Annotated in this window: 5 protein-coding genes and 1 pseudogene; 3 read left to right on the top strand and 3 right to left on the bottom strand. The window is 71.3% G+C overall.

Annotated features, from left to right (window positions below; all coding sequences use genetic code 11):
- Nucleotides 1-672, bottom strand: a pseudogene (locus tag ACFW2E_RS28040) (hypothetical protein); the annotation flags it as partial.
- A 112-nt stretch (nucleotides 673-784) separates the two neighbouring features.
- Here ACFW2E_RS28040 and ACFW2E_RS28035 point away from each other — a divergent pair.
- Complete coding sequence (locus ACFW2E_RS28035; RefSeq protein WP_384469851.1) at nucleotides 785-2,167, top strand: hypothetical protein; 1,383 nt, start codon at nucleotides 785-787, stop codon at nucleotides 2,165-2,167.
- Nucleotides 2,168-2,188: 21 nt separating this feature from the next.
- On the opposite strand, the gene ACFW2E_RS28030 is transcribed toward ACFW2E_RS28035, so the two are convergent.
- Both ACFW2E_RS28030 and ACFW2E_RS28025 read right to left on the bottom strand, forming a co-directional pair.
- A complete protein-coding gene (locus tag ACFW2E_RS28030; RefSeq protein WP_384469850.1) occupies nucleotides 2,189-4,114 on the bottom strand; it encodes a collagenase in 1,926 nt (641 codons plus the stop codon).
- Nucleotides 4,115-4,276: 162 nt separating this feature from the next.
- The gene (locus tag ACFW2E_RS28025; protein WP_384469849.1) at nucleotides 4,277-5,236 is read right to left on the bottom strand and encodes a LysR family transcriptional regulator; all 960 of its coding nucleotides are present in this window, start codon (nucleotides 5,234-5,236) and stop codon (nucleotides 4,277-4,279) included.
- A gap of 171 nt (nucleotides 5,237-5,407) precedes the next feature.
- Between ACFW2E_RS28025 and ACFW2E_RS28020 the strand changes: the two genes are divergently transcribed.
- Both ACFW2E_RS28020 and ACFW2E_RS28015 read left to right on the top strand, forming a co-directional pair.
- On the top strand, nucleotides 5,408-5,620 hold the full coding sequence (locus ACFW2E_RS28020) for a hypothetical protein (protein ID WP_384469848.1): 213 nt from the start codon (nucleotides 5,408-5,410) through the stop codon (nucleotides 5,618-5,620).
- Between the two features lie 104 nt (nucleotides 5,621-5,724).
- A complete protein-coding gene (locus tag ACFW2E_RS28015; RefSeq protein ID WP_384469847.1) occupies nucleotides 5,725-7,170 on the top strand; it encodes a glyceraldehyde-3-phosphate dehydrogenase in 1,446 nt (481 codons plus the stop codon).
- The last annotated feature ends 135 nt before the right edge of the window (nucleotides 7,171-7,305 follow it).

Here is a 7,305-nt window from a genome sequence, read left to right as displayed (position 1 = left end):
GGCAATATGTTCCTGTCTCCCCCGGCAGCCCAACCAGCGCGCCCCGCGCCGGGAGACGGTGGGCGGATCGGGACTGGGTGCGACCAGCTCTCCCTCCCCCTCCTCCCGCAGCCCGCGCAGGTTCCCGACGGCCATGGGCAGTTTGAGCACGGCGTGCGCGGCGAACGCGGCGAAGAACACCCAGGCGCCGTAGAAGTGCAGGGGGTAGAAGGAGCCCGGGAAGATGTAGTCGAGCTGGATGTTGAGCACCCCCGTGGTGAACTCGAACAGGGCGCCCCCGACCAGCAGCAGCAAGGAGATCCGCTCCGCGGCGTGGGCGACGGAGCGGGCCGGCGGCAGGGTGAACAGCCGCGGCACGACCGACCACAGCTTGGCCAGCAGGACGGGGATCAGTGTCAGCCCGAGGGTGACGTGGACGCCCTGGGTGAACCGGTAGAGCCAGTGCGGGCTCGTCGGCCACGAGAAGAGGTAGAACCCGAGAATGCCCTTGTCCGGGGTCGTGTCGTTCACCGGCGACAGATCCGGGTTGTAGGCGGCGTACGAGATCAGTCCGGTCACGAAGAGCACGGTGATGCCGACGAGGAGGACAAGGCCGAGCACGGAGGTGAACCAGGGTCCGCGCAGGGGGCTGCGCCAGAAGCCGGGCGAGGTGGGGAGCCGTGGGTCGCGCATGTCCCGACCGTAGGCCGGGACCGCCTCCGAACAGGGGCGCGACCCATGACGAAACGCTGACGTCCGGCCCACGCGCCGACTCCCGGGCCGCCTTTCGGCCTAGCGTTCCGCTGTGACCCGCTCAGTCCTCCGCGATCTTTACGCCGTCGCGGCCGCCGCCCTGCTCGTCCTCACGGCCGTGCTGGTCGGCCGCCGCATCCAGGACGCCCACCGCACGCTGTTCGTGCACTGGCCGCCGCTGTTCGCCGAGTGGGACCCCCATGTGGGGCCGGGCACCCCGGCCGCCCTGGCGGTGGCGGTGGCCGTGGCCGGGTACGGCCCCCGTCTCGCCCGGCGGCTGCCGTGGCGGGCGCTGCTCGCTGCGGCCTGGGGTGCCTCGCTGGCCTGGACGTGGTCGCTGGCACTGGTCGACGGCTGGCACCGGGGCGTGGCGGACCGGCTCACCACCAAGAACGAGTACCTCCGGGTCGTCGGCCGCTTCCACGACATTCCCGGCACCCTGCGCGACTTCACCCACCACATCCTGGCCCACTCCCCCTCCCCCTGGCCCGCCCACATCGCGGGCCATCCCCCGGGCGCGACGCTCACCTTCGTACTCCTCGACCGCGCCGGTCTGCGCGGCGGGGGCTGGGCAGGCGCCTGGTGCATCACCGTCGGCACGACGGCGTGCGCGGCCGTACTGATGACGGTGGGGCTGCTGGCGGGACGGGACATGGCGCGGCGGGCCGCGCCGTTCCTGGTGCTGGCACCGGCCGCGGTGTGGGTCGGGGCGTCCGCCGACGGATACTTCACGGCGGTGGCCGCGTGGTCCGTCGCGCTGCTCGCGCTGGCGGTGACGGGACGCAGGGGGGTCTGGCGGAGGGCCGTGGCCGTGTTCGGCGCGGGGCTGCTGTTCGGCCTGACCTGCTATCTCTCCTACGGCCTCGCACTGTTCGCGCTGATCGGGGCCGTGGTGGTGCTGCTCGGCCGGGTCCGGGCCCGCGTCCTGGTGAGCGGGCTGCCGTTCCTCCTGGCCGGTCTCGCCGTGTTCCCGCTGCTGTTCACCCTCACCGGCTTCGACTGGTGGGAGGGCTACCGGCTCCTGGTCACGCGCTACTACCAGGGAGTCGGCGGCATCCGTCCCTACGGCTACTGGGTCTGGGCGAACCTGGCCTGCACCGTCGTGACCGTAGGGTTCGCGACCGCGGCCGGCCTGGGCCGGGCCGGTGCCGCGCTGGTCCGCGACCGGGCCGCCCTGCTCCCCCGGCGGATGCCCGAAGGCACCTGTGAGGCGGGCGACGACGCCCGGCTCGCCCTGCTCGTGCTCGGCGCCCTGGCGGCGCTGCTCGTCGCCGACCTGTCCGGCATGAGCAAGGCCGAGACGGAACGCATCTGGCTGCCGTTCGCCCTGTGGCTGCTCCCCGCGTGCGCGCTCCTCACCCGCCCGCGGGCGTGGCTCGCCGTTCAGGCGGCGCTGACCCTGCTGGTCAACCACCTGCTGCTGACGGGCTGGTGAGGAGCCGTTGTCCCGGGCGTCCTACGGGGTGGCGCAGGCGCCGCTCGCGCACGCGGTGAGCCAGCGGTCGAAGTCGCCGTCGTAGCGGGTTCCGATGCCGGAGGCGTACACGTCGTATCCGCCGGCGTAGTCACCGGCCCGGAAGCGGGCGAGCATACGCTGGATGTCCGCCGGGTGGTTCTCGAACATGTAGCGGACCGCGAGATAGCCCCACGGGTAGGTGCGGGTGACGTCGCTGTTGGCGTAGGTGTTCTGGAAGAGGGTGCTCAGCCGGTAGGTGTGCCGGCCCGCCTCGGTGACCGCCTGGTCGTCGGTGATCCCCCGGTAGCCGTAGGAGACGTACTCGGCCAGGCCCTCGATCCACCAGACGTCCGGCACCGACGTCTGCCGGGCGAAGTCGCCCTTCATGTCGTCACGGGCGTCGAGGAAGTGCGTGTACTCGTGGTTGAGGTTCCAGATCCGGGCCGGGAAGCCGTCGTCGTAGCTCTTCTGGTACATGATCGAGAGCGGCCTGTTGGCGGGGTCGGCCGGGTCTCCTTCCAGGGTGATGCCGCCGTTGTCCGTGCTGACGCCGTAGATCGCCGAGGCGTAGGTCTGGTAGTCGGAGCGGCCGGCGAAGACGGCGAGGTCGATGGTCGACACGTACTGGCCGGGTATCGGGCCGTCGTCCTTGACGAGGCCGTGGAAGTAGGAGTCCTGGCCCAGCACACTGGCGCAGGCGGCGTCGAGGTCGGCGGGGGTGAGCGCCTGGGCCCGGATGGTGTGCGCCGCGTCGCAGGCGTGGGTGACGGGCAGGACCGCCCTCGTCAGCCGGCCGGGCAGATCGCAGACTCCGTAGTACGAGCAGTCGGCGCGGTCGTAGGCGTCGGCCTGCGTCGCCACCGCGACCCACAGCCCGGCGGTGGGGCCGGTGATCGCCGAGGCGTCCAGCAGGTCCTTGGCCAGCGGCCGGACCAGAGCCTGCAGCGCCGGGTGTTCGACGTAGCGGGCGAGGTTCATTCCCGCGTTGGAGTCCAGGTAGGACCGGTCGGTGCCGAGCAGGTCGCGGTGGTCGAGCGCGAAGGTGTCCAGGGTGTCGACGATGCCCGGGTCCTCGGTGACCGCGTCGACGTAGTCCGGGTTCCAGTTGCCGCGCCACAGGGGGGTGTAGACGTCGTTGACCGCCGCCAGCATGGCGGGTACGTCGTCGTACGAGCTGTCGTAGTCGTCGAGCAGCCGCTGGTAGACGTCGAGATAGCGGGCCTGGCGGTCGGCGCTGTCGGTGAGGATGACGACCTCGCCCAGCACGTCGCCGTTGGCCGCGGTCACGTCCCAGGAGTGCCGGCGGGCGAAGAAGGTGTCCAGGCCGGAGGTGGTGGCCGAGGCGAGGCGCGGACCGTACGGGCCCACGTCGGACGCGTTGTTGAACTGGACGTAGTAGCCGGCCCGGAGGAAGAGGACGAGTTGCCGGATGCCGTCCGCGTTGTCGCCGCGATAGGTGCGCGCGGCGCGGGTGAAGGCGTTGGCGACGGTGACCATCTGGGACTGGCGGAAGACGTCGTACGCGGCCGGACCGGTGACCGCGAAGAGGGTGTTGACGCACTCGGTGGCCGACGCCTTGACGAAGGCGACTAGCGCGGACCCGGTTCTGCTGCCGAAGTCGGCCGGCGTGCACGAGGCCTTCTTCGTCGCGGCGCGGGTCCGGGCCGGCGCGGGCGGCGGTGCGATTGGGGGCAGTTGGGCCGGGCTGAGTCGCCGGTCCTGTACGGCGGGGCGGTCGGTGGTGAGGGTGGCGGTCGAGCCGGTCGGTGGGGGCGTCGTCGGCGTCGGGGACGCGGTGACGGCGGTGGGGCCGGCCGTCGGGGCCGGGGTTGCCGCGAGTGCCGGCACGGACAGCAGGCCGGCGAGCGTGACGCAGACGGCGAGGGTGCCGGCCGTGCGTCCGGGCAGCGCGGAGCGGTAGCGCATCTGGGCTCCTCCACGGATGGATGCGCCTCTATGGGGGTGATGAGGCGTGTGCAGCACTGTGCCAAGGCCTGCCTGCCCCAACAATGGTGTGTGACATAGCACATGACACCACTGACCCATAACACCGGGCATCGTCGACCGACTTGCAATGCCCGGCACCGGCTACGTGCCGGCGATGCTCCAGGTGCGCGCCGCCCAGGTCCTCAAGTGCGGTGACTGCGCGACGAGTTCCTTGTGCGCGTCGACGGCCGCCCGGAACAGCGTCTCCGCCAGCTCCTCGGTCACCGCGCCCCGCCGCCAGGCCAGCACATAACGGCACCACAGCGGCGTGCCGGCCAGTGGTTTGACCACCACCTGCGGGATCGGCCGCAGGGTCGGCTGGACGAGGGACACACCGAGCCCGTCCGCGATCATGCTCTGCAGCTGCAGCCGGTCACCCAGGAACTCGTGCACGGTCACCGGGGTGAAACCGGCCGCCTCACAGGCCGCGTAGAAGACGCCCGGCCATCCCGCACCGTCGTCGGGTGTCAGGAACCAGGCGTCCTCGGCCAGGTCGGCGAGTGAGACCTGGGCCCGGTGCCTGAGGCGGTGCCGGGACGGGAGGGCGACGAACGTCGGCTCGGTGACGATCCCGCGGTGCGCCACCGCGTCCGAGTGCGTCAGCTCCATTCCGGGGTAGTCGGCGGCGATGGCGGCGTCCACCGCGCCCTCCTCCAGGAGCTCGACGATCCGTGAGGAGGCGTACACGCTGTTCACCGAGAGGTCGACGTCCGGCAGCCGGGTGCGGAACCGGGACACCGCGCCCGGCAGGACCGGTGAGTTGGTCGCCGCGACCCGCAGGGTCCGCCGTTCCCTCTCGGCGCCGGAGGCCCGGCGGCGGCCGATCGCGTCGGCTCGCGCCAGGACGTCGCGCGCCTGGGCGACGACCTCGACGCCGTACGGTGTCAGCCGCACACCCGCCGTCCCGCGCACGAACAGCGGCTCGCCGAAGTAGCGCTCGATCCGCCTGAGCTGCGTGCTGACGGCAGGCTGGGAGTACCCGAGGTCCGCGGCGGCCCGGCCCACGCTCCCCGCGTCGGCGATCGCGCACAGCACGCGCAGATGCCGCAGCTCCAGCTCCATCCGCCACTCCTCCGTCCACCGGCGGACAGGAAGCGTTCCATCGCGCCTTCGCCCTCACAAGATAACCGCCCGCCATCGTGTCCCGGACACCCGGATCTCGTTGGACGGGCCGTACTGCCACAGCACCCCGGCCGCGTACCGCGCGACCGGCGAGGAGAGGGAGAGATGGACGTGACGATGCGCACAAGGCGAGTACCGGTGGCCGTGCTGCTGGCCGCCGCCGCGCTGGCCGCGACTGCGGCGCCGGCCCTGGCCGCCGGCAAGGACAAGGGGGCGTCCGAGGGGCCCGTCGCCCACCTGGTGACGCAGGTCGGCGGCGCTCTCGTCGAGTGCGCCGTCGACAACGGGCTCAAGGACTGCCGGCGGATGAACGTGCGTCCCTGACCCAGGGCATGACGACGGTCACAGCGCGGCCGGACAACCCGTTTGAATGATGAAAGCAGGGTGGCGCTAGCATATGAGCGCCACCTAGCTCGAAAGAGATTCCTGTGACTGTCAACGACGACTCGTTCACCGACTGGAAGAACCGCGAAGAGATCGCGGAGTCCATGATCCCGATCATCGGAAAGCTGCACAGGGAGCGGGACGTCACGGTCCTGCTGCACAGCCGCTCGCTGGTGAACAAGTCGGTGGTCAGCATCCTGAAGACCCACCGGTTCGCGCGGCAGATCGCCGGCGAGGAGTTGACGGTCACCGAGACGCTGCCCTTCCTGCAGGCTCTCACCACGCTCGACCTCGGTCCGTCCCAGATCGACATCGGCATGCTCGCCGCGACCCACAAGGCCGACGACCGCGGCCTCACGGTGGAGGCGTTCACCGCCGAGGCCGTCGCCGGCGCCACGGGTGCCAACAAGATCGAGCGCGGCGAGGGCCGCGACGTCGTCCTCTACGGCTTCGGCCGGATCGGCCGCCTCGTCGCCCGCCTGCTGATCGAGAAGTCCGGTTCCGGCAACGGCCTGCGACTGCGCGCCATCGTGGTGCGCGGCGGCGGCGAGCAGGACATCGTGAAGCGCGCCTCGCTGCTGCGCCGCGACTCCATCCACGGTCAGTTCCAGGGCACGATCACCGTCGACGAGGCGAACAGCACGATCGTCGCCAACGGCAACGCGATCAAGGTGATCTACGCGAACGACCCGACCGAGGTCGACTACACGGCGTACGGCATCCGCAACGCCATCCTCATCGACAACACCGGCAAGTGGCGCGACCGCGAGGGCCTGTCGAAGCACCTGCGCCCGGGCGTCGACAAGGTCGTCCTGACGGCGCCCGGCAAGGGCGACGTCCCCAACATCGTGCACGGCGTCAACCACGACATGATCAAGCCCGACGAGCAGATCCTGTCCTGCGCGTCCTGCACCACCAACGCGATCGTCCCGCCGCTCAAGGCGATGGACGACGAGTTCGGCGTGCTGCGTGGCCACGTGGAGACCGTCCACTCGTTCACCAACGACCAGAACCTGCTGGACAACTACCACAAGGCCGACCGCCGCGGCCGCTCCGCGCCGCTCAACATGGTCATCACCGAGACCGGTGCCGCCTCGGCCGTGGCCAAGGCGCTGCCCGACCTCAAGGCGAAGATCACCGGCAGCTCGATCCGCGTCCCGGTGCCGGACGTCTCGATCGCCATCCTGAACCTGCAGCTCGCCCGTCCGACCGACCGCGAGGAGGTCCTCGAGCACCTCCGCGAGGTGTCGCTGACCTCGCCGCTCAGGCGCCAGATCGACTTCACCACCGCCCCCGACTCGGTCTCCAGCGACTTCATCGGCTCGCGCCACGCCTCGATCGTCGACGCCGGCGCCACGAAGGTGGAGGGCGACAACGCGATCCTCTACCTGTGGTACGACAACGAGTTCGGCTACTCCTGCCAGGTCGTCCGCGTCGTCCAGCACGTCTCCGGGGTGGAGTACCCGACGTACCCGTCGCCGGCGGTCTGATCCGGGCACACCGTTCGAACCGCGGCACGCACGTCCCGATGCCGCCAGTGCTCGCGGGGGGGGGGGGGGCGGCCGGCCCGGGGGCGGGCCCCCCCGCCGGCGGGGGGGGGCCCCCGCGGGCGGCGGGCGGCGGGC

The organism is Streptomyces sp. NPDC058964 (assembly GCF_042741275.1).
In the GTDB taxonomy this organism is placed as follows: domain Bacteria; phylum Actinomycetota; class Actinomycetes; order Streptomycetales; family Streptomycetaceae; genus Streptomyces.
Note: the sequence above shows the minus strand (reverse complement) of the source record. Positions and strands in the feature narration are given on the sequence as shown.

Excerpts from the sequence above, each read along its gene's own strand:
- ACFW2E_RS28030 (WP_384469850.1), bottom strand. The coding sequence starts at position 4,114 with ATGCGCTACCGCTCCGCGCTGCCCGGACGCACGGCCGGCACCCTCGCC.
- ACFW2E_RS28025 (WP_384469849.1), bottom strand. The coding sequence starts at position 5,236 with ATGGAGCTGGAGCTGCGGCATCTGCGCGTGCTGTGCGCGATCGCCGAC.